The sequence below is a fragment of the Streptomyces durhamensis genome (assembly GCF_000725475.1).
In the GTDB taxonomy this organism is placed as follows: domain Bacteria; phylum Actinomycetota; class Actinomycetes; order Streptomycetales; family Streptomycetaceae; genus Streptomyces; species Streptomyces filipinensis.
On the sequence record NZ_JNXR01000012.1, the window covers coordinates 336,750 to 355,707 of the forward strand.

Here is an 18,958-nt window from a genome sequence, read left to right on the forward strand (position 1 = left end):
CCGTTCTGACCTGGGGCTTTGCCTCGATCGAAGGTTCGGCGTATTTTTGTACTGACCAGTCAGTTCAAAAACGTGGGATCGGCAAGGGGGGCTTGTGGACGGCATGCACGTCAGGGCCGAGGGCCTCGGGCTCAAGGGACCCCGGGGGTGGGCCTTCCGAGGCGTCACCCTCGACGCGGAGCCCGGCTCGCTCATCGCGATCGAGGGACCGTCCGGCTCCGGCCGTACCTGTCTGCTGCTCGCGCTCACGGGGCGGATGAAGCCCACCGAGGGAGTGGCCACCGTCGGCGGCCTCAAACTCCCCCGGCACATGGCCGGGTTGCGCCGCGTCAGCGCGGTGGCCAACGTGGCCGGGGTGACCGACCTGGAGCCGGCCCTGACCGTCGGCGAGCACCTGCGCGAACGGGCGCTGCTGCAGAGCCGCTTCGGCGACTCCCTGCGCGAACTGCTGCGGCCCCGCCCCCAGCGCACGCACGAGGCACGGCTGCGCGTCGACGCGGCGCTGGCCGCCGCCGGACTCGACCTCGAAACGCTGCCCAAGGGTTCCCGGACCGCCGTGCGCGACCTGGAGCGACCGCAGGAACTGCGCCTGTCCCTCGCCCTGGCCCTGCTCGGCCGGCCCGCGCTGCTCGGCGTCGACGACATCGACGTGAAGCTCTCGGACACCGAGCGGGCCGCACTGTGGGATGTGCTGCGGTCCCTCACGCGCGCGGGCACGACGGTGGCGGTCGTCTGCCGCACCGCCCCCGGTGACTGCGTCGTCGTGCCGACCGGACGGACGGACACCGAGGCGAGCGCCGGCACGGACCTGGCGAACGGCGCGGAGGCGGACACGCGCAAGGGCCGGTCCGACGCCTCCGACGCCGGGAAGACGGACGGGAACAGCGACCCCAAGGAGGACGCCGATGCGCTCGCCTAGGCTGGCCGCGCTCGAACTGAGGCGCTTCGGGCGCGGGAAGCTGCCGCGCGCCGCCCTGGTCGCGCTGCTCGTGCTGCCGCTGCTCTACGGCGCCCTGTACCTGTGGTCCTTCTGGGACCCGTACGGCCGCCTGGACCGCATCCCGGTCGCCCTGGTCAACGACGACAAGGGCGCCACGGCGGGCGGGAAGAGGGTCACCGCCGGCGACGACATCGTCGACGGGCTGCGCGACAGCCGGACCTTCGAGTGGCACGAGGTGAGCGACGAGGAGGCGCGCAGGGGCGTCGAGGACGGCACCTACTACCTGTCGCTGACCATGCCGGCCGACCTCAGCCGGAAGATCGCCTCCAGCTCCGGCGGCTCCCCGCAGACCGGCGCCCTTCAGGTGCGCACCAACGACGCGAACAACTACATCGTCGGCCAGATCTCCCGCACCGTCTTCAACGAGGTCCGCTCGGCCGCCTCCACCAAGTCCTCGCGCACCTTCCTGGACAAGATCTTCGTCTCCTTCTCCGGCATCCACGACAAGACCGTCACCGCCACCAAGGGCGCCGACCGGCTGAACAACGGCATCGGGAAGGCGGAGAAGGGCTCCAAGGACCTCGCCGACGGCCTGAAGGACGCCAGCAGCGGCAGCGGCAAGCTGGCCAAGGGCCTGAAGAAGCTGAACACGGGCGCCGGTGACCTCCAGGACGGTTCCCGGCGGGTCGCCGACGGCACGAAGGCGCTCGCCGACAAGGTCAACGGCGTCTACGGCAAGACCGGCCCCTTCCTGAAGGACAACGAGAAGACCATCGGCGACACCGCCCGCCTGGTCGCCGACTCGTCCAAGACGGTCAAGGACAATCTCGACGTCCTGGTCAAGCACGCCCCGGGCACCGCGAAGCTCGCCCACACGAACTCCGACATCCTGGCCGGGATATACAAGACGCGCTGCGAGGACGCCACCGTCCCCGACCCGTTCTGCCCTGAGCTCAAGCGCGCCAAGCAGGCCGCCGCCGAGGTGGCCACGGTCGCCGACGACGTCAACACCCTCGTCCTGGACCAGGACGGCGACCTGAAGACGATGCGGGACAACCTCGGCGCCCTGCAGAAGCAGGCCAAGGCCCTCGAAGAGCGCGCACCGCACCTGTACGAGGACGTCGACGACGCCGTCAAGAAGATCAACAAGCTGAACACCGGCGCGCAGAAGGTCGCCGCCGGCGCCAAGAAGCTGCACACCGGGATCGGCACCGCCAAGTCCGGCGCCACCGCGCTGGACAAGGGCATCGGCACGGCCGCCTCGGGCGCCGAGACCCTGAACGGCGGCCTGTACAAGCTGTCCGACGGCTCCGGGAAGCTCGCAGGCGGACTGCACGACGGCGCCAAGAGGATCCCGGACTACGACAAGAAGGACCGCGACCAGCGCACCGGCGTCATGGCCGACCCGGTCCAGCTGGCCTCCCACGACCTGCACAAGGCGCCGAACTACGGCACCGGCTTCGCCCCCTACTTCATCCCGCTCTCGCTGTGGGTGGGCGCGATGGTCGCCTACATGCTGATCCCGCCGCTCAACCGGCGTGCCCTGGCGGCGGGTTCGCCGGCCTGGCGGATCGCGCTCGCGGGCTGGTTGCCGGTGGTCGCCGTCGGCGTGCTCCAGGTGACGGCGCTGATGGCCGTGCTGCACTGGGCGATCGGCCTGCAGATGCTGCGCGCGGCGGGCACGATCGGCTTCCTGTGCCTGGTCACGGCGTGCTTCGGGGCGATCGTGCAGTGGCTGAACGCCCGCTTCGGCGCGGCCGGCCGGATCCTGGTGCTCGCGCTGCTGATGCTCCAGCTGACCTCGGCGGGCGGCACGTACCCGGTGCAGACCAGCCCGGGCTTCTTCAACGCGATCCATCCCTTCCTGCCGATGAGCTACATCGTGGAGGCGCTGCGCCGGCTGATCACCGGCGGCGGGCTCGGCCCGGTCTGGCAGGCGTGCGGGGTGCTCGCGGCGTTCACCGCGGGTGCGCTGGCGCTGACCGCGCTCACGGCCCGGCGCCGCCAGGTGTGGACGCTGGACCGGCTGCACCCGGAGCTGAGCCTGTGATCGGCAAGCGCCCGCCGCACGCGCGCGTACCTGTGAGAATCAGGGCCATGGAAAGCAGTAGCACCAGGTCCGGCGGCAGCACCCGCCGCGAGGCCACCCGGCAGAAGCTCTACGAAGCGGCCGTCACACTCATCGCCGAGCAGGGCTTCTCCGCCACCACGGTGGACGAGATCGCGGAGCGCGCCGGGGTCGCCAAAGGCACGGTGTACTACAACTTCGCGAGCAAGTCGGTGCTCTTCGAGGAGCTGCTGCGGCACGGCGTGGGCCTGCTCACCGCCTCGCTGAAGGAGGCGGCGGAGGAGACCGCCCGCGGGGGCGGCAGCAAGGTGGACGCCCTGGACGCGATGGTCCGCGCGGGCCTGGTCTTCATCGACCGCTACCCGGCCTTCACCCAGCTGTACGTGGCGGAGCTGTGGCGCACCAACCGGGCCTGGCAGTCCACGCTGATGGTGGTCCGGCAGGAGGCGGTCGCGGTCGTCGAGGGGGTGCTGCGCGAGGGCGTGGCGGCCGGCGAGTTCAGCGAGGAGATCGACGTCCAGCTGACGGCGGCCGCGCTGGTCGGCATGGTCCTGGTGGCCGCGCTGGACTGGCAGTCCTTCCAGCCGGAGCGCTCGCTGGACGACGTCCACGCGGCCCTGTCCCGGCTGCTCCAGGGACGCGTGAGCGGAAAGGGCTGAACCCGCGGGAAGGCGCCGGTCCGCTGCCGGACCGGCGCCTTCGCACTCCCCGTACTTCCCCCGTACGGTCTTCCCCCGATGGTCCCCCGCGGGTGGTCGTCCCCGGGTCCCCCGACTCGCTTCCGCCGACGGATCGACGGAAGGAGCGGCCAGGTGGCGGGCGCCGTTCCGCCGCCCCGTGCCGGCGGTGCCGGGCCGCGCCCCCTTGCCGTGCCTCCACTCTCCCGTCCGCACGGGCCGCGGCCCATCCGCGCGCGTACTCATCTCGCCACTTGAGTACGGATACTCAGCCACCCGGCTCAGCCGCACGCGTGCGATGCGGGCCTGCCGTGCGAGGCGGTCGCCGACAGGATCACCCCTGGGGGCCGCCCGCGGACCGGACTGTCAGTGGCGGTCGATAAAGTCGCAGGCATGGCACGGATTGCGGTGATCGGCGCCGGGATGGGCGCGATGGCGGCCGCCGCCCGGCTGGCCGTCGCGGGCCACCGGGTGGTGGTGTACGAGCGTACGCAGACGTACGGCGGTGCGGTGCGCCGGTTCGAGCGGGAGGGGTTCCGCTTCGACACCGGCCCGGGGCTGCTGACGCTGCCCGCGGTGTACCGCGACCTGTTCGTCAAGACCGGCAGGGAGCCGCTGGAGGACTGCGTCGGGCTGGTCCAGGTCGATCCGTCCTCGCGGCACGTCTTCGCGGACGGCACCGAGGTCTCGCTGCCGAACGCCTCGCGCGCGGGCGTGGTCGCGGCCCTGGACGAGGCGCTGGGCGCGGGCACGGGCGAGCGCTGGGGCGCGTTCCTGGTCCGGGCCCGGGAAGCCTGGGACCGCACCCGCAGGCCGCTGCTGGAGGAGCCGCTGTGGCCCAACTGGCAGGTGCTGGCCGACAAGGAGCCGTATCCGGCCGTGCCGCACCGGCGCCTGCTGCGCACGCGGCACGCGCGCACGCTGTCCGAGATCGGCTCGCTCGAACTGCGCGACGAGCGCCTGTCGGCGCTGCTGGAGAGCTCCGCACTCGCCTGCGGCCTCGATCCGCGGACCGCTCCGGCGAGCGCGGCCGTGCTGCCCTACATGGAGCACGCCTTCGGCACCTGGTATGTGCGCGGCGGCATGCGGGAGTTGGCGCGCGCGGTGTACGAGCGGTGCGTGCGGCGGCGGGTCGAGTTCGTCTTCGGCGCGGAGGTCGTACGGATCCTGGAGAAGGACGGCCGTGCGGTGGGCGTGGAGTTGGCGGACGGCACGGCGGCCGAGGCGGACCATGTCGTGGCGGGCGTGGACCCGGCGCGGCTGACGGCGCTGACGGAGCGTCCGCTGGACGCGGACGGCGATGTGCGCGCCGATCCGTTCGCGCCCCGGCCGGGGCGGTTCACCGTGCTGCTGGCCCTGCGCGGCGGGCGCGAGCCGGGTGCCGCGCACCGCACGGTCGTCCACCCGCCGGACCCGGAGGCCGAGCTGGACTTCCTGGTCTCGGCGGGCGGTGACGAACCGCCGCGTCCCACGGTGACCGTGCTGCGCCCCGACGACCCCGCGCTCGCACCGGACGACGCGCACGAGTCCGTGGTGCTGTCGGCGGTGGTGCCGGCCGGTGCCGGCTGGGACCGGGAGGGCACGGTCCGGCGGTACACGGACCATCTCCTCGAAGCCGCCGGTCGCGCACTACCGGGGCTGCGGGAGCGTGTCCTGTGGCAGGAGGTGCGCACACCCGGGCACACCGACGACGGGGCGAGCGGCTTCCCCGGCGCGGTGACCGCGCCCGCGCTCGCCGCCGGCCAGGGCCGTTTCCTGCACCCGGCGAACACCACCCGGCTGCCCGGTCTGTACCGGGTGGGCGGCTGGTCGCACCCCGGAGGCGGTCTGCCGCACGCGGGCATGTCGGGCGCGCTGGTGGCGGGGCTGATCGTGGAGGGCCCGGAGTTCCGCGGCTCCCAGTGAGCCGCGGCCCGGCCCGCGCAACGGCACGGGCCGGGTCTCAGAAACGGTACTGCTCGTCGTACCCGGTGCCGGGCTGTGCCTGCGGTGCGTGGCCCTGCGGCTGGCCCTGGTACGGGTAGGGCTGCTCCTGCGGGAGTTCGCCGCCGTAGGTCTCGTCGGTGCGCTGCTGCGGCACCCACACACCGCCCGCCGGGGTCTCGCCGTAGCCGCCGCCGGCGTACGGGTCCTGGGCGTAGCCCTGCTGGCCGTACTGCCCGGAGTAGCCGGCGTCGTACGGGGCGCCCCCGTAGGACTGGCTGCCGATGTACGGGTCGGAGTAGTTGGCGTAGGCCTGCTGGCCGGTGGCGTCGTAGCCGTAGCCCTGCTGGCCGTAGCCCGAGTAGTCGTAGGCGTAGTTCTGCTGCTCCGCGCCCTGGGCCTGGGGGGCGCCAACGTGGGCGGGGTCGCCGTAGACGCCGTAGGAGCCGGTGTCCTCGGGGAGCGGCTGCGGCTCGTAGACGGCGGTGCTCTCGGCGGCGGTGGGGTCGGCGGGTCGGGCCGGGGTGAAGACGTCGTCGCGGTCGTAGTCGTCGTAGTCGCCGTGGCCCTGCTGGTAGCCGGCCCGGCCGGGGTCGTCGTCCGGGCCGCCGGGCTCCAGGTCGGGGGCCTCCGGCTCCGGGTCGTGCCGGTCCGTCCTGCCGCGGCGGCGCTTGCTGCCGCCGCCGGTCTCGGCGTCGGGGCGCTTGACCGCCCAGCCCGCGGCGAAACCGCGGCGGAAGGAGAGCGTGACGTAGGTCTGGCCGAGCGCGAAGGCGATCGCGCCGACGCCGATCACGATCACGGACGGCATCAGGACGCCGACCACGACGCCGAGGAAGCCCGCGAACGCGAGCAGCCGCCAGCGCAGGCGTGCCTTGTACTGCAGCAGCACCTCGCCCAGCAACCACAGTGCGACGATGCCGAACGCGATGTAGAGGACCGTCCAGCCCATGTACGCCCCTCTCCCAGTGACCGCTACGCAGTGTGTCGTACGGCGGTGCGGCCGGTCTAGGCCTGCGGGGGGTGGTGCAGGCCCAGGTTCTCGTAGATTTCCAGGGTCGCCGTGGAGTTGTTGAGCGTGATGAAGTGCAGTCCGGGCACTCCCTCGGCGAGCAGCCGAGCGCAGAACTCCGTGGCGAAGTCGATACCGATGGAGCGTACCGCCGCCGGATCGTCCTTCGCTGTGAGGATCCGCTCTTTCAGGGCGTCCGGAAAGTACGCGTTGCTGAGTCTGGGCAACCGTTCCAGCATCTTCACGCTGGTGACCGGCAGGACTTCCGGGATCACCGGGGTGTCACAGCCCGCCGCCGCCACGCGGTCGCGCAGCCTGAGATACGACTCCGGCTGGAAGAACATCTGTGTGATGGCGTAGTCCGCGCCCGCACGGCACTTGTCCACGAAGTGGGCGACATCGGCGTCCCACTCCGTGGAACGGGGGTGCATCTCGGGGAACGCGGCGACGCCCACGCAGAAGTCGCCCGACTCCTTGATGAGCCGGACGAGCTCGGCGGCGTAGGTCAGGCCCCGCGGGTGCGGGACCCACTCGCCCATGGGGTCGCCGGGCGGGTCGCCGCGGACGGCGAGCATGTTGCGGATCCCGGCGTCCGCGTACTGGCCGATGATGTTGCGCAGCTCGGCGATGGAGTGGTCGACCGCGGTGAGGTGGGCGACCGGCGTGAGCGTGGTGTCCGCGACGATCTGCTGGGTCTCCTTGACCGTGCCGGCGCGGGTGGAACCCCCGGCGCCGTAGGTCACGGAGACGAAGTCGGGCGCGACCGCCTCGACCCGCCGGAGCGCGCTCCACAGGTTCCGCTCGCCCTTGGGGGTCTTCGGTGCCGAGAACTCGAACGAGTACGTCGTCTTGCCGGTGGCGAGGATCTCGCGCACGGTGCGTGCGCGATCAGTCCTGGTGGATGCGGTTCCGAGGGCCATACGGGCAGGTTAGCCAGGGGTGGACGGTCCCCCAACCGAATGCCGGAAATTTGCCCGAATTGTCGCTCTCCTGTCCACCCCTTGGACAGGAACGTGGACAGAGGGCGTCTCTAGGCCTGCCGCAGCCGCTTCGCGAACTCCGCGGCGGCGGCTCCCGGGTCGTCGGCCTCGGTGATCGCGCGGACGACGACCACCCGGCGGGCGCCCGCGTCCAGCACCTCGTCGAGGTTCGAGAGGTCGATGCCGCCGATCGCGAACCAGGGGCGGTCGGTGCGCAGGCCGGCGGTGTACCGGACCAGGCCGAGGCCGGGGGCGTGGCGGCCGGGCTTGGTGGGGGTGGGCCAGCAGGGGCCGGTGCAGAAGTAGTCCACGCCGTCCTGCACGGCGGCCGCCGCGGCCTCGGACTCGGCGTGCGTGGAGCGGCCGATCAGCACCCCGTCGCCGAGGATGGCGCGGGCCGCGGGCACCGGCAGGTCGTCCTGGCCGAGGTGCAGCACGCCGGCGCGGGCGGCGTGCGCGACGTCCGCGCGGTCGTTGACCGCGAGGAGCTTGCCGTGCCGGGCGCAGGCGTCGGCGAAGACCTCCAGGTGCGCGAGCTCCTCGGCGGCCTCCATGCCCTTGTCGCGCAGCTGCACGATGTCGACACCGCCGGCCAGCACCGCGTCCAGGAACTCGGGCAGGTCGCCCTGGCGTGTGCGCGCGTCCGTGCAGAGGTACAGACGGGCGCCGGTGAGCGCGGCGCGGGCGGTGTCGGACATACGTGGGTCCCCCTGGTGGGTGGGCGGGCGGCAGGCGCGCGTGGCGTACGGGTCGGTGCGGCCCGCACGCCACCGCGCGTGGTGCAGGTCGGCTCAGACGGCGAGCGCCTGGGCCCGGCGCTTCACCTCCGTGCCGCGATTCTCGCTCAGGGCCTGCGCGGGGGTGCCCGGCAGGGTCGGGTCGGGGGTGAAGAGCCACTCGATCATCTCTTCGACCGTGAAGCCGTCGTCCCGCAGGAGCGTCAAGGTGCCGGACAGGCCCTTGACGACCTTGTCCCCGTCGATGAAGGCGGCGGGGACGTGCAGCGCGCGGTTCTCACCCCGGCGTACGGCGATGAGCTGGCCGTCCTTGACCAGCTGCCGCACGCGCGTCACCTCGACGCCGAACTGTTCGGCGATGTCGGGGAGGGTGAGCCAGGCGGGCACGAGAGCATCGATTTTTGCGTCAATCTCGGTCACGGCCTCTAGCGTAGGCGCTCCGCCGGTGCGCTCGCGATGTCGTCGGCGCCGGGTTGTGTCGCCGGTCGGCCACGGGTCCGTCGTGGTGGCTCGCGCCCGCGCGGCGGATCCGTACGCCGGGACGGCCCCGCGCCCCTCGGGCAGGCCGCCGCCCAGGGCGCCGATCAGCCGGACGTGGCGTCCTTCAGGGGCTTTGCCGGATCCGCCAGGGCCTGCGTGTCCATGGTGCGGCCCGCCTCGATCAGGCGGCGGCCCTGGGCCAGATCACGCGGTCGGCCCACCGCCAGCAGGGCCACCAGGCGGTCCTCCCGGAGCCAGCACACCGACCAGGCCGGGCCCTGCGGGTCGCCGCGCCACACCATGCGGTCGGCGCCGGAGTGGTGGCCGGCGTACTGGACGAAGCGGCCGAACTGCTCGGACCAGAAGTACGGCACCGGGTCGTAGACCGCCGGGGTCTCGCCGAGGATGTTCGCCGCGACCGTGCGGGGGCCCTGCAGGGCGTTGTCCCAGTGGTGGACGAGCAGCCGTTCGCCGTAGCGGGCGGAGGGGAAGGAGGCGCAGTCGCCGACGGCGTACACGTCCTCCGCGGAGGTGCGCAGACGGTCGTCGGCGAGGACGTCCCCGTGCGGGCCCAGCTCGATGCCGGAGCCGGCCAGCCAGGCGGTGGCGGGGCGGGCGCCGATGCCGACGACGACGGCGCCCGCGGGCAGCCGGGCGCCGTCCGTGAGGAGGACGGCGCCGGGCTCGACGCGCTCCACGCGCGCGTGGGTGCGCAGTTCCGCGCCCGCGTCGGCGTACCAGGCGGTCATGGGGGCGGTGGCCTCGGCGGGCAGGGCGCCGGCGAGCGGCCGGTCGGCGGCCTCCACGACGGTCACCGCGCAGCCGGCCTCGCGGGCGGCGGTGGCGAACTCGGCGCCGATCCAGCCGGCGCCCACGACCACGATCTCGTGCTGCCGGGCGAGCACCGGCCGCAGCCGTTCGGCGTCGTCCAGGGTGCGCAGCAGGTGCACGCCGGGCACGCCCTCGGTGCCGGGCAGGGTGATCGGTTCGGCGCCGGTGGCGAGGACCAGGACGTCGTACGGGACCGGGCCCGCCTCGGTGTCCAGCTCGTGCGCGGCGGGGCGCACGCCCAGCACCTCGCAGCCGAGCCGCAGCTCGACGCCGAGCGATTCGAAGTCCACGTCGAAGGCGGAGTCCTCGGCCTTGCCGAGCAGCACGGCCTTCGACAGCGGCGGCCGGTCGTACGGCTGGTGGGGTTCGGCGCCGATGAGGGTGACGGTGCCCCTGAAGCCCTGTTCGCGCAGGGCGACCGCGGTCTGCACCCCGGCCATGCCGGCACCCACGACGACCACGCGCCGCCCCTGTGACGTGCCCTCTTGTGCTGTCTGCTCGCTCACTCGATCACCATAGACACGTGACGGAACGTCAGTCAGCGGGCGTGCTCCGTGACCTGTTCCACAACACTCGTGCCGGAGCCCGCCCGGGACTCCCACTCCCACGTCTCCTCCAGCCGCACGCGCCCGTCCGGCAGCTCGACGACCGTGGACACACAGTGCCCGGAGGCGGTCGTCCCGTCGGTCCGCAGCTGGACGTAGCGGAAGTCCAGCCGGTCCCCCTCCCGGGTGCCGACCAGGTGGCCGCGCACGACATCGCCGCCCGCGTACTCGGCCCAGATCTCGCCGTCCTTCTCGTGGTACGCGAACCGGGTGTGAGTGCCCACCTGACCTGGGGCTTGGTCCGCCACGGGGGCGAGGGTCAGTCCGTCGAGCGACCGGGGCATGGGCAGGGGCTCCCTTACGGGTGACGAGTGCGGCGGGCTAGGGTGGCCACCGTACAAGCACTCGCGGGAGCCCGGACGCACCGGGCTGAGAGGGAGGCTGGCGGCCTCCGACCGTACGAACCTGATCCGGGTCATGCCGGCGAAGGGAGGGGCTGGACGCCCATGTCGTCACGTACGTCCGACACATCCGACACGTTTGACGTCCTGGTCATCGGGGGCGGACTCATCGGCCTGGTCACGGCCTGGCGCGCGGCGCAGCGCGGGCTGACCACGGCCGTGGTGGACCCCGAGCCCGGCGGCGGGGCCGCGCGGGTGGCGGCCGGGATGCTGGCCGCGGTCACCGAACTGCACTACGGCGAGGAGCGGCTGCTCGCCCTGAACCTGGAATCGGCGCGCCGCTACCCGGACTTCGCGGCCGAGCTGACCGAGCTGACCGGCCATGACCTCGGCTACCGCCGCTGCGGCACCCTGGCGGTCGCGCTCGACGCCGACGACCGTGCCGATCTGCGCGAGCTGCACGCCCTGCAGCGGCGCTCGGGCCTGGAGTCGGAGTGGCTGTCCGGGCGGGAGTGCCGGCGCCTGGAGCCGATGCTGGCGCCCGGGGTGCGCGGGGGGCTGCGGGTCGACGGCGACCACCAGATCGACCCGCGCCGGCTGGCGGCGGCCCTGGTGGCCGCGTGCGAGCGGTCCGGCGTGGTGTTCCACCGGGCGTGGGCCGAGCGGCTGGACGTGGTGCGGGACCGGGCCGCGGGGGTCACCACGGCGGACGGCACCGAACTGCGCGCCGACCAGGTCGTCCTCGCGGCCGGCAGCATGAGCGGGCGGCTCGCGGGCGTGCCCCGGGCGCTGCTGCCGCCGGTGCGTCCGGTGAAGGGCCAGGTGCTGCGGCTGACGGTGCCCCGCCGGTACGCGCCGTTCCTCAGCCGGACCGTGCGGGCCGTCGTCCGCGGCAGCCACGTCTATCTCGTGCCCCGCGAGAACGGCGAACTGGTCGTCGGCGCCACCAGCGAGGAGCTGGGCTGGGACACCACGGTCACCGCGGGCGGCGTGTACGAGCTGCTGCGCGACGCCCATGAGCTGGTGCCGGGCATCACCGAACTGCCGCTCACCGAGACCCGGGCCGGACTGCGCCCCGGGTCCCCCGACAACGCGCCGCTGCTCGGTCCGTCCGGGCTCGACGGGCTGGTGCTGGCCACCGGGCACTACCGTAACGGGGTGCTGCTCACCCCGGTCACCGGCGATGTGCTGGCCCGGCTGCTCGCCGACGGCGAACTTCCGGAAGAGGCCCGCCCGTTCACACCGCGGCGCTTCGGTGCCGCCCTCCTCATGGAGCAGCCCGCATGAGCATCTCGATCTCCGTCAACGGAGAGCGCCGGGAGATCGTCCCGGGCACGGCTCTCGACATCGTCGTACGGTCGCTGGTCGCGGCGCCGGCCGGGGTGGCCGCCGCGGTCAACGAGACCGTCGTCCCGCGCGCGCAGTGGGCCGCCACGGCACTGGCCGAGGGCGACCGGGTGGAAGTCCTCACCGCGGTCCAGGGAGGCTGAGTCATGGCCGACGATTCCTTCGTCCTCGGAGGGACGACCTTCTCCTCGCGGCTGATCATGGGTACGGGGGGTGCGCCCAGCCTCGACGTGCTGGAGCGGGCACTGGTCGCCTCCGGTACGGAGCTGACGACGGTGGCCATGCGGCGGGTGGACCCGTCCGTGCACGGCTCGGTGCTGTCGGTGCTGCAGAAGCTGGGCATCCGGGTGCTGCCGAACACGGCGGGCTGTTTCACCGCGGGCGAGGCCGTGCTGACCGCGCGGCTGGCGCGGGAGGCGCTGGGCACGGATCTGATCAAGCTGGAGGTCATCGCCGACGAGCGGACGCTGCTGCCGGATCCGGTGGAGCTGCTGGAGGCGGCGGAGACGCTGGTCGACGACGGATTCACGGTGCTGCCGTACACCAACGACGATCCGGTGCTGGCCCGGAAGCTGGAGGACGCCGGGTGTGCGGCGGTGATGCCGCTGGGGTCGCCGATCGGCTCCGGACTCGGGATCCGCAACCCCCACAACTTCCAGCTGATCGTCGAGCACGCGCGGGTGCCGGTGATTCTGGACGCGGGGGCCGGTACGGCGTCGGACGCGGCGCTGGCCATGGAGCTGGGGTGCGCCGGGGTGATGCTGGCGTCCGCGGTGACGCGGGCGCAGGAGCCGGAGCTGATGGCCGCCGCGATGCGGCACGCGGTGGAGGGCGGCCGGCTGGCCCGGCTGGCCGGGCGGATCCCGCGCAGGCACTTCGCCGAGGCGTCGTCTCCTGCGGAGGGACTGGCCGTGCTGGATCCCGAGCGTCCCGCGTTCTGAGCCGGTGCCGCAGGGGTGCGGGAAGCGTCACAGGTCGGCTTCAGTGCCTGCGGGAAAGCGGTCTCGGCCGGGGAAGTACCGGTCGCTCCTCGTAGACTCCCCTCTCGTGGATACGACCCTTCAGGACCCCCTCGTCGGGCAGGTGCTCGACGGCCGCTACCGCGTCGACGCACGGATCGCGGCCGGCGGGATGGCCACGGTCTACCGGGCCCTGGACACCCGTCTCGACCGCGTTCTCGCGCTGAAGGTGATGCACCCGACGCTCGCGTCCGACGGATCGTTCGTGGAGCGGTTCATCCGGGAGGCGAAGTCCGTCGCCCGGCTGGCGCACCCGAACGTGGTGCAGGTCTTCGACCAGGGGACCGACGGGTCGTACGTGTACCTGGCGATGGAGTACATCGCCGGGTGCACCCTGCGCGACGTGCTGCGGGAGCGGGGCGCGCTGCGACCGCGGGCCGCGCTGGACATCCTGGAGCCGGTACTGGCCGCGCTGGGCGCCGCGCACCGGGCCGGGTTCGTGCACCGGGACATGAAGCCCGAGAACGTGCTGATAGGGGACGACGGCCGGGTCAAGGTCGCCGACTTCGGGCTGGTGCGGTCTGTGGACACGGTGACCAGCACCACCGGCGCCGTCCTCGGGACCGTGTCGTACCTCGCGCCCGAGCAGATAGAGCAGGGCACCGCCGACCCGCGGGTCGACGTCTACGCCTGCGGTGTCGTGCTCTACGAGATGCTGACCGGTGCCAAACCCCACTCCGGCGACTCCCCGGCCCAGGTCCTCTACCAGCACATCCACGAGGACGTGCCGCCGCCCTCGGCGCTGGTCCCGGGCCTGCCGTACCCGCTGGACGAGCTGGTCGCGTCGGCGGCCGCGCGCACCCCGGACATCCGGCCGCACGACGCCGTGGCGCTGCTCGCCCAGGTGCGCGAGGCGCGCCGGGGGCTGAGCGAGGAACAGCTGGACACGGTGCCGCCGCAGGCGCGCGCCGCGGAACACGACAACGCCGAGGACCGTACGAGCGTGATCCCGCGCTCGCTGACCGTGCCCCGGCCGCTGCCCGTGAACGGGGACGAGCCCCCCGTCCAGCACACCAGCCGGCTGCAGGCACCGCCGGTGCCGCCGCGCCGGCCCAGGCGCCTGGTGCTGGCCGTGGTCGCCGCCGTGCTGGCGGTGTTCGGCGTGGGCGCCGGGATCTGGTACATCAACTCCGGCCAGTTCACGAAGGTCCCGCCGCTGCTGGCGAAGACCGAGGCGCAGGCGCGGGACCGGCTCGACGCGGCCGGGCTGAAGGTGGGGCAGGTCAAGCGCGCGTACAACGACACCGTCAAGCGCGGCACGGTCATAGGCACCGACCCGGCGCCCGGCGCCCGGATCCGCGACCACGACGCGGTGACGCTGACCGTCTCGCTGGGCCCGGAAACGGTGAACGTGCCGGATGTCGCGGGCCGCACGCTGGCCGAGGCGCGGGCGCGGCTGAAGGCGGACGGGCTGGAGCCGGGCATGGTCACCCGGGCGTTCAGCGAGGACGTCGGCAAGGGTTCCGTGATCGCCACGACGCCGAAGGCGGGCACCAGGCGGCACGCGGGTTCGGCGATCGCGCTGACCGTCAGCAAGGGCAGCCCGATCGATGTGCCGGACGTCACCGGTGACGACCCCGACGACGCCAGGCAGGAGCTGACGGACGCCGGGCTGAAGGTCGTGATCGCCCCGGAGCAGGTCAACTCCGACGTCGACAAGGGCAAGGTGGCGCGGCAGAGCCCGGGCGACGGCAGCCAGGCCGCCGAGGGCGACACGGTGACACTGACGCTGTCCAAGGGCCCGGAGATGGTCGAGGTGCCCGACGTGGTCGGCGACAGCGTGGACGACGCCCACAAGGCGCTGGAGGGCGCCGGCTTCAAGGTGGAGGACGACCGCGGGCTGCTCGGGCTGTTCGGCGACACCGTGAAGGAGCAGTCCGTGAAGGGCGGCGACACGGCGCCCAAGGGGTCGACCGTCACGATCACCATCCGCTGACCGGGCGCACGAGCGGCCTCGCGCCGGGTGCGCCGGTCCGGTCGTACCCTGACCGGGGCCTTCCCCACCCGTACTGGCATGCTGGACAGGTCATGACCTCATCTGTTTCTCGCTCCCTGCCGCGCAATCCCGTCGGCGGTCACGTCCCGGTGGCCGGCGGCCTGCACTCCGTGGGGATGACGTACGCCCGTGAGCTGGCGGCGGAGACCGTGCAGGTCTTCGTGGCCAATCCGCGCGGCTGGGCCACCCCCGCCGGGAACCCCCGGCAGGACGAGGCGTTCCGTGAGGCGTGCGCCGAGCAGTCGGTGCCGGCGTATGTGCACGCCCCCTATCTGATCAACTTCGGCTCGCACACCGAGGCGACCGTGGAGCGGTCGGTGGAATCGCTCCGGCACTCGCTGCGCCGCGGCCGGGCGATCGGCGCACTGGGTGTGGTCGTGCACACCGGCAGCGCGACCGGCGGGCGGGCCCGGGACGTGGCGCTGAAGCAGGTGCGCGAGCACATGCTTCCGCTGCTGGACGAGCTGACCCACGACGACGATCCGTTCCTGCTGCTGGAGTCGACGGCGGGGCAGGGCGCGTCGCTGTGTTCCCGCACCTGGGACTTCGGACCGTACTTCGAGGCGCTGGACGCCCATCCGAAGCTGGGCGTGTGCCTGGACACCTGCCACATCTTCGCCGCCGGGCACGACCTGGCCGGGCCGGGCGGGATGCACCGGACGCTGGACCTGCTGGTGGACACCGTCGGCGCGGGGCGGCTGAAGCTGATCCACGCGAACGACTCCAAGGACGTGGCGGGCGCGCACAAGGACCGCCACGAGAACATCGGCGCCGGTCACATCGGCGAGGACCCGTTCCGGGAGCTGATGACGCACCCGGCGACCGAGGGGGTACCGCTGGTCATCGAGACACCGGGCGGCAAGCAGGGGCACGCGGCGGACGTGGAGCGGCTGAAGAAGCTCAGGGCCGGCTGAGCCCGTCCGGGGGCGCGGGACTCACAGCTCCGGGCCGTCGCCCGGTCCCTCCTGGTAGGAGTAGCGCTGTTCCTTCCAGGGGTCGCCGATGTTGTGGTAGCCGCGTTCCTCCCAGAAGCCACGGCGGTCGGCGGTCATGTACTCCACGCCGCGGACCCACTTGGGGCCCTTCCAGGCGTACAGGTGGGGCACGATCAGCCGGACCGGGAAGCCGTGCTCGGCGGTGAGCAGCTCGCCGTCCTTGTGGGTGGCGAAGATGGTGCGGTCGCCGGTGAAGTCCGACAGGCGCAGGTTGGAGCTGAAGCCGTACTCCGCCCACACCATCACATGGGTGACGTCGGGCGCCGGCGGGGCCAGGTCCAGGATCGCGCGGGCCGGGATGCCGCCCCACTCCGCGCCGGTCATGCTGAACTTCGTCACGCAGTGCAGATCGGCCACCACGGTGGTGTACGGCAGGGCCGTGAACTCCTCGTGGTTCCAGGTGTGCTTGTCGCCGTCGGCGGTGGCGCCGAAGACCCGGAACTCCCAGCGCTCGGGCCGGAACTTCGGGACGGGCCCGTAGTGCGTGACCGGCCAGCCGCGCTGGAGCCGCTGACCCGGCGGAAGCTCGGACCCTGCCGCTGCTCCAGACTCGCGCTCCACCGGATGACCCATGTATCCATCCTGACAGACCTGGGGCAGTGCCCTTGACCACCCCCCGATGAAACGGACAAGCACTACCAACCCAGGACGCACTTACTAAGTGCACACTTACTGGACGATCTTCCCTGCCGGTGCAATCATGCCGCCGCACACCTCCCCCGTTACCCCGTGTGGAAGGAGCCGCTGCGATGCAGGGCGACCCCGAGGTCATCGAGTTCCTCAACGAGCAGCTCACCGGCGAGCTGACCGCGATCAACCAGTACTTCCTGCACGCGAAGATGCAGGAGAACTTCGGCTGGACGAAGCTCGCCAAGTACACACGGCACGAGTCGTTCGACGAGATGAAGCACGCGGAGGTGCTCACCGACCGGATCCTGTTCCTGGAGGGGCTGCCCAACTACCAGCGGCTCTTCCACGTCCGGGTCGGACAGACGGTGCGGGAGATGTTCGAGGCCGACCGGCAGATCGAGGTCGAGGCGATCGACCGGCTCCGGCGGGGCATCAAGGTGATGCGCGAGAAGGGGGACATCACGTCGGCGAACATCTTCGAGGACATCCTCGCCGACGAGGAGCACCACATCGACTACCTCGACACCCAGCTGGAGCTGCTGGACAAGCTCGGCGAGGCGCTCTACATCGCCCAGGTGATCGAGCAGCCGGAGAGCTGAGGCTAGGCCGCTTCGGGAAGGCCGGCGGGGCCGCCCGCGGGGATCTCCGCCAGCATCGGCCGGCCCTGGTCGGCCAGCTCACGGCGCGGGCAGGCGCCCCGGCCGAGAAGGGCCTGGATCCGGCGGACGCACGAGCCGCAGTCCGTGCCCGCCTTGCAGGCGGAGGCTATCTGGCGGGGGGTGCAGGCACCGTCCTCCGCGTGCTTCTTGACCTGGGCCTCGGTGATGCCGAAGCAGCTGCAGACGTACACGCGGACTCACCTCCCGACGGGATCACTCTGTCTACTGCCATCCCGTTTTCCGGTGAGGCAAACCTAACCTTACCCATCCCCCGGGGTCCGCGAAAGGAGGAGGAGCGCGGATCCTGTGTGATCCGCGCCCCTTCGGATGCTCACTGGTCCCGGTACATCTCCGCGACGAGGAACGCCAGGTCCAGCGACTGGCTGCGGTTCAGCCGCGGGTCGCAGGCCGTCTCGTAGCGCTGGTGCAGGTCGTCGACGAAGATCTCGTCGCCGCCGCCCACGCACTCGGTGACGTCGTCGCCGGTCAGCTCCACATGGATGCCGCCCGGGTGGGTGCCCAGCGCCTTGTGGACCTCGAAGAAGCCCTTGACCTCGTCGAGCACGTCGTCGAAGCGGCGGGTCTTGTGCCCGGAGGCCGCCTCGAAGGTGTTGCCGTGCATCGGGTCGGTCACCCAGGCCACCGTCGCGCCGGACGCCGTGACCTTCTCCACCAGCTCGGGCAGCCGGTCGCGGACCTTGTCGGCGCCCATCCGGACGATGAAGGTCAGCCGGCCCGGCTCGCGGTCGGGGTCGAGGCGCTCGATGTACTGCAGCGCGTCCTCGGCCGTCGTCGTCGGGCCGAGCTTGATGCCGATCGGGTTGCGGATCCGCGACGCGAACTCGATGTGCGCGCCGTCCAGCTGCCGGGTGCGCTCACCGATCCACACCATGTGCCCGGAGACGTCGTACAGCTTGCCGGTGCGGGAGTCGACCCGGGTCAGGGCGGACTCGTAGTCCAGCAGCAGCGCCTCGTGCGAGGAGAAGAACTCGACGGTCTTGAACTCCTCCGGCTCGGCACCGCAGGCCCGCATGAAGTTCAGCGCGTTGTCGATCTCCCGCGCGAGCTGCTCGTAGCGCTGGCCCGAGGGCGACGTCTTCACGAAGTCCTGGTTCCAGGCGTGCACCTGGCGCAGGTCCGCGTAACCGCCGGTGGTGAAGGCGCGCACCAGGTTGAGCGTGGAGGCGGAGGCGTGGTACATCCGCTTCAGGCGCTCGGGGTCCGGGACGCGGGCGGCCTCGGTGAAGTCGAAGCCGTTGACGGAGTCGCCGCGGTAGGTCGGCAGCGTCACGCCGTCGCGGGTCTCGGTCGGCTTGGAGCGGGGCTTGGAGTACTGCCCGGCGATACGGCCGACCTTCACCACGGGCACGGAGGCCGCGTAGGTCAGGACGGCACCCATCTGGAGCAGCGTCTTGAGCTTGTTGCGGATGTGGTCGGCGGACACCGCGTCGAAGGCCTCGGCGCAGTCGCCGCCCTGGAGGAGGAACGCCTCTCCCTTGGCGACGGCCGCCATCCGGGCGCGCAGCTGGTCGCACTCGCCCGCGAAGACGAGCGGCGGATACGACTCGAGGTCCGCGATCACTGCGCGCAGAGCCTCGGGGTCGGGGTACTCGGGCTGCTGCGCCGCGGGCAGGTCTCGCCAGGTGTTGCCAGCGCTCGCGCTGGTCTTAGCGTTCACGGTCACCTCGTAAACATTACGGGGTCGTGTCGCGTGCCCC

At 72.3% G+C, this 18,958-nt stretch carries 19 protein-coding genes and 1 riboswitch; of the genes, 10 read left to right on the forward strand and 9 right to left on the reverse strand.

Annotated elements, in window-relative coordinates; genetic code table 11:
• Positions 1-103: 103 nt before the first annotated feature.
• The 4 genes from IO33_RS0119200 (at position 104) to IO33_RS0119215 (ending at position 5,590) form a co-directional block, all read left to right on the forward strand.
• Positions 104-919 carry an ATP-binding cassette domain-containing protein gene (locus IO33_RS0119200; RefSeq protein ID WP_051926855.1) on the forward strand — a complete coding sequence of 272 codons (816 nt, stop codon included), beginning with the start codon at positions 104-106 and terminating at the stop codon, positions 917-919.
• Positions 906-2,990 carry a YhgE/Pip domain-containing protein gene (locus tag IO33_RS0119205; RefSeq protein WP_031166533.1) on the forward strand — a complete coding sequence of 695 codons (2,085 nt, stop codon included), beginning with the start codon at positions 906-908 and terminating at the stop codon, positions 2,988-2,990. Before IO33_RS0119200 ends, IO33_RS0119205 begins: the two co-directional genes overlap by 14 nt.
• Positions 2,991-3,037: 47 nt before the next feature.
• A complete protein-coding gene (locus IO33_RS0119210) occupies positions 3,038-3,667 on the forward strand; it encodes a TetR/AcrR family transcriptional regulator (protein ID WP_031166535.1) in 630 nt (209 codons plus the stop codon).
• 411 nt (positions 3,668-4,078) lie between these two features.
• Positions 4,079-5,590 carry a phytoene desaturase family protein gene (locus IO33_RS0119215; protein WP_031166537.1) on the forward strand — a complete coding sequence of 504 codons (1,512 nt, stop codon included), beginning with the start codon at positions 4,079-4,081 and terminating at the stop codon, positions 5,588-5,590.
• A 37-nt stretch (positions 5,591-5,627) separates the two neighbouring features.
• Here IO33_RS0119215 and IO33_RS0119220 read toward each other — a convergent pair whose 3' ends face one another.
• The 6 genes from IO33_RS0119220 to IO33_RS0119245 form a co-directional block, all read right to left on the reverse strand.
• Positions 5,628-6,560 (reverse strand): SCO2102 family sporulation regulator, encoded by a 933-nt coding sequence (locus tag IO33_RS0119220; RefSeq protein ID WP_031166539.1) that lies wholly within the window; start codon positions 6,558-6,560, stop codon positions 5,628-5,630.
• 56 nt (positions 6,561-6,616) lie between these two features.
• Positions 6,617-7,540 carry a methylenetetrahydrofolate reductase [NAD(P)H] gene (metF, locus tag IO33_RS0119225; RefSeq protein ID WP_051926856.1) on the reverse strand — a complete coding sequence of 308 codons (924 nt, stop codon included), beginning with the start codon at positions 7,538-7,540 and terminating at the stop codon, positions 6,617-6,619.
• Between the two features lie 110 nt (positions 7,541-7,650).
• On the reverse strand, positions 7,651-8,298 hold the full coding sequence (gene thiE / locus IO33_RS0119230) for a thiamine phosphate synthase (RefSeq protein ID WP_031166545.1): 648 nt from the start codon (positions 8,296-8,298) through the stop codon (positions 7,651-7,653).
• 93 nt (positions 8,299-8,391) lie between these two features.
• Positions 8,392-8,757, reverse strand: coding sequence for an Rv2175c family DNA-binding protein (locus tag IO33_RS0119235; protein WP_031166547.1), 366 nt, complete (start codon positions 8,755-8,757; stop codon positions 8,392-8,394).
• A gap of 164 nt (positions 8,758-8,921) precedes the next feature.
• Positions 8,922-10,154, reverse strand: coding sequence for an NAD(P)/FAD-dependent oxidoreductase (locus IO33_RS0119240; protein ID WP_031166549.1), 1,233 nt, complete (start codon positions 10,152-10,154; stop codon positions 8,922-8,924).
• Positions 10,155-10,186: 32 nt separating this feature from the next.
• On the reverse strand, positions 10,187-10,537 hold the full coding sequence (locus tag IO33_RS0119245) for an avidin-fold protein (protein WP_031166551.1): 351 nt from the start codon (positions 10,535-10,537) through the stop codon (positions 10,187-10,189).
• Positions 10,538-10,590: 53 nt separating this feature from the next.
• Positions 10,591-10,702, forward strand: a riboswitch (TPP riboswitch).
• Here IO33_RS0119245 and thiO point away from each other — a divergent pair.
• From thiO to IO33_RS0119270, 5 genes are all read left to right on the forward strand, one after another.
• Entirely contained in the window at positions 10,700-11,881 is a 1,182-nt protein-coding gene (thiO, locus tag IO33_RS0119250; RefSeq protein ID WP_031166553.1) for a glycine oxidase ThiO, read from the forward strand. It overlaps the preceding riboswitch by 3 nt.
• Positions 11,882-11,883: 2 nt before the next feature.
• On the forward strand, positions 11,884-12,084 hold the full coding sequence (thiS, locus tag IO33_RS0119255) for a sulfur carrier protein ThiS (protein ID WP_037685687.1): 201 nt from the start codon (positions 11,884-11,886) through the stop codon (positions 12,082-12,084).
• Positions 12,085-12,087: 3 nt separating this feature from the next.
• The gene (locus tag IO33_RS0119260; RefSeq protein WP_031166557.1) at positions 12,088-12,882 is read left to right on the forward strand and encodes a thiazole synthase; all 795 of its coding nucleotides are present in this window, start codon (positions 12,088-12,090) and stop codon (positions 12,880-12,882) included.
• Positions 12,883-12,988: 106 nt separating this feature from the next.
• On the forward strand, positions 12,989-14,896 hold the full coding sequence (gene pknB, locus IO33_RS0119265) for a Stk1 family PASTA domain-containing Ser/Thr kinase (protein ID WP_031166559.1): 1,908 nt from the start codon (positions 12,989-12,991) through the stop codon (positions 14,894-14,896).
• 92 nt (positions 14,897-14,988) lie between these two features.
• Positions 14,989-15,870 (forward strand): deoxyribonuclease IV, encoded by an 882-nt coding sequence (locus tag IO33_RS0119270; RefSeq protein ID WP_031166561.1) that lies wholly within the window; start codon positions 14,989-14,991, stop codon positions 15,868-15,870.
• A 21-nt stretch (positions 15,871-15,891) separates the two neighbouring features.
• On the opposite strand, the gene IO33_RS0119275 is transcribed toward IO33_RS0119270, so the two are convergent.
• Positions 15,892-16,524, reverse strand: coding sequence for a sulfite oxidase-like oxidoreductase (locus tag IO33_RS0119275; RefSeq protein ID WP_031166563.1), 633 nt, complete (start codon positions 16,522-16,524; stop codon positions 15,892-15,894).
• 176 nt (positions 16,525-16,700) lie between these two features.
• On the opposite strand from IO33_RS0119275, the gene bfr reads away from it, so the two are divergent.
• On the forward strand, positions 16,701-17,180 hold the full coding sequence (gene bfr / locus IO33_RS0119280) for a bacterioferritin (protein WP_031166566.1): 480 nt from the start codon (positions 16,701-16,703) through the stop codon (positions 17,178-17,180).
• Positions 17,181-17,182: 2 nt separating this feature from the next.
• On the opposite strand, the gene IO33_RS0119285 is transcribed toward bfr, so the two are convergent.
• Positions 17,183-17,431, reverse strand: coding sequence for a (2Fe-2S)-binding protein (locus tag IO33_RS0119285; protein ID WP_031166568.1), 249 nt, complete (start codon positions 17,429-17,431; stop codon positions 17,183-17,185).
• A 140-nt stretch (positions 17,432-17,571) separates the two neighbouring features.
• Entirely contained in the window at positions 17,572-18,924 is a 1,353-nt protein-coding gene (locus IO33_RS0119290) for a class II 3-deoxy-7-phosphoheptulonate synthase (RefSeq protein WP_031166570.1), read from the reverse strand.
• Positions 18,925-18,958: the final 34 nt, after the last annotated feature.

What these genes read in the sequence shown, in the direction of transcription:
- IO33_RS0119200 (WP_051926855.1), top strand. Translation starts at nt 104, where the DNA reads ATGCACGTCAGGGCCGAGGGCCTCGGGCTCAAGGGACCCCGGGGGTGG.
- IO33_RS0119205 (WP_031166533.1), top strand. Translation starts at nt 906, where the DNA reads ATGCGCTCGCCTAGGCTGGCCGCGCTCGAACTGAGGCGCTTCGGGCGC.
- IO33_RS0119210 (WP_031166535.1), top strand. Translation starts at nt 3,038, where the DNA reads ATGGAAAGCAGTAGCACCAGGTCCGGCGGCAGCACCCGCCGCGAGGCC.
- IO33_RS0119215 (WP_031166537.1), top strand. Translation starts at nt 4,079, where the DNA reads ATGGCACGGATTGCGGTGATCGGCGCCGGGATGGGCGCGATGGCGGCC.
- IO33_RS0119220 (WP_031166539.1), bottom strand. Translation starts at nt 6,560, where the DNA reads ATGGGCTGGACGGTCCTCTACATCGCGTTCGGCATCGTCGCACTGTGG.
- metF (WP_051926856.1), bottom strand. Translation starts at nt 7,540, where the DNA reads ATGGCCCTCGGAACCGCATCCACCAGGACTGATCGCGCACGCACCGTG.
- thiE (WP_031166545.1), bottom strand. Translation starts at nt 8,298, where the DNA reads ATGTCCGACACCGCCCGCGCCGCGCTCACCGGCGCCCGTCTGTACCTC.
- IO33_RS0119245 (WP_031166551.1), bottom strand. Translation starts at nt 10,537, where the DNA reads ATGCCCCGGTCGCTCGACGGACTGACCCTCGCCCCCGTGGCGGACCAA.
- thiO (WP_031166553.1), top strand. Translation starts at nt 10,700, where the DNA reads ATGTCGTCACGTACGTCCGACACATCCGACACGTTTGACGTCCTGGTC.
- IO33_RS0119260 (WP_031166557.1), top strand. Translation starts at nt 12,088, where the DNA reads ATGGCCGACGATTCCTTCGTCCTCGGAGGGACGACCTTCTCCTCGCGG.
- IO33_RS0119270 (WP_031166561.1), top strand. Translation starts at nt 14,989, where the DNA reads ATGACCTCATCTGTTTCTCGCTCCCTGCCGCGCAATCCCGTCGGCGGT.
- IO33_RS0119275 (WP_031166563.1), bottom strand. Translation starts at nt 16,524, where the DNA reads ATGGGTCATCCGGTGGAGCGCGAGTCTGGAGCAGCGGCAGGGTCCGAG.
- bfr (WP_031166566.1), top strand. Translation starts at nt 16,701, where the DNA reads ATGCAGGGCGACCCCGAGGTCATCGAGTTCCTCAACGAGCAGCTCACC.